Consider the following 1,281-nt stretch of genomic DNA (forward strand, 5'->3'; position numbering starts at 1 on the left):
GGGGCTTGACCCTTGATCTTGGACACGCGGTATCCAGCACGATGCTGGGGAAGCGAGAATCCAAGGATGGCCAGGAAGAACTACACCGACGAGTTCCGTCGCCGGGCGGTGGACTTGTACGAGTCCACGCCGGGCGCGACGCTCAAGGGGATCGCGGCGGATCTGGGCGTGTCCCGGGGCTCGTTGAAGGAGTGGGTCGACAAGCTCGGCTCTAGGACCACGACCGCGGGGGCGCCCACGGCCGCGCCGGCCGGTCGGCCGGAGTCGCAGGCTGCGCGGATCGCCCGGCTGGAGGCCGAGAACGCGGCGCTGCGGACCGAGCAGGCCAAGCTCGCCGAGGAGCGGGACATCTTGCGCCAGGCGGCGAAGTATTTCGCCGGGGAGACGAACTGGTGAACCGCTTCCAGTTCGTTGAGGACCACAAGGACGCCTGGAGCGTGAAGCGGTTGTGCGAGGTCGTGGAGATCGCGAGGTCGTCGTTCTACGCATGGCTGGCCGCCGCGCCGCAACGGGCCGCGAGGGTGGCAGCGGACGCGGCGCTGGCGGCACGGATCCGGGCGCTGCAAGACCCGCAGCAGGGCGGGGACCGCGCATCCGGGGCGCCGCGGATCACCGCCGACCTCAACGAGGACGCGCCTGCCGACGAGCGGGTCAACCACAAGCGGGTGGCCCGCGTGATGCGTCAGCACGGCTTGGCCGGCATCCGCCTGCGCAAGCGCGTGAAGACTACGGTGCCGGACCAGTCCGACCGGAAGTTCCCCGACCTGGTCGGCCGAGACTTCACCGCTGGGGAGCCGGGCCGCCGCTACGTGGGCGACATCACTTACCTGCCCATCGCCGACGGCACGAATCTCTACCTCGCGTCCTGCATCGATCTGGGCTCGCGGAAGCTGGCAGGGTGGAGCATGGCCGGGCACATGCGCACCGAACTCGTCGAGGACGCGCTCAGGACCGCGCGGCGCGAGCGCGGCACTCTGCGCGGCGCGATCTTCCACTCGGACCACGGGTCGGTCTACACCTCGAAGTCGTACGCAACTCTCTGCGAGCGGCTCGGGGTGACCCAGTCGATGGGCGCGATCGGCTCGTCCGCGGACAACGCCTTGGCCGAATCGTTCAACGCGGCTCTCAAGCGCGAGCTGCTCGAGGGTCGCCCCGCGTTCCCCGACCAGGCCACGGCTTACCGGGCCGTGTTCCGGTGGGCGAACCGCTACAACACCCGCCGCCGCCACTCCGCGATCGGCAACATCGCCCCGAACGCCTACGAGACCGCTGCGTCCGCTA

General features: G+C 69.9%; 1 protein-coding gene. It reads left to right on the forward strand.

What is annotated here, in order from left to right; all coding sequences use genetic code 11:
* Positions 1 to 66: 66 nt before the first annotated feature.
* A protein-coding gene (locus tag Q9R22_RS13270) for an IS3 family transposase (RefSeq protein ID WP_100205785.1) occupies positions 67 to 1,281 on the forward strand; the annotation gives its coding sequence in 2 pieces (ribosomal slippage) (positions 67 to 376 and positions 376 to 1,281; 1,216 coding nt annotated over the 2 pieces). This gene is flagged as partial in the annotation.

It is taken from the genome of Kocuria sp. PD6 (genome assembly GCF_031844145.1).
Classification (GTDB): Bacteria; Actinomycetota; Actinomycetes; order Actinomycetales; family Micrococcaceae; genus Kocuria; species Kocuria marina.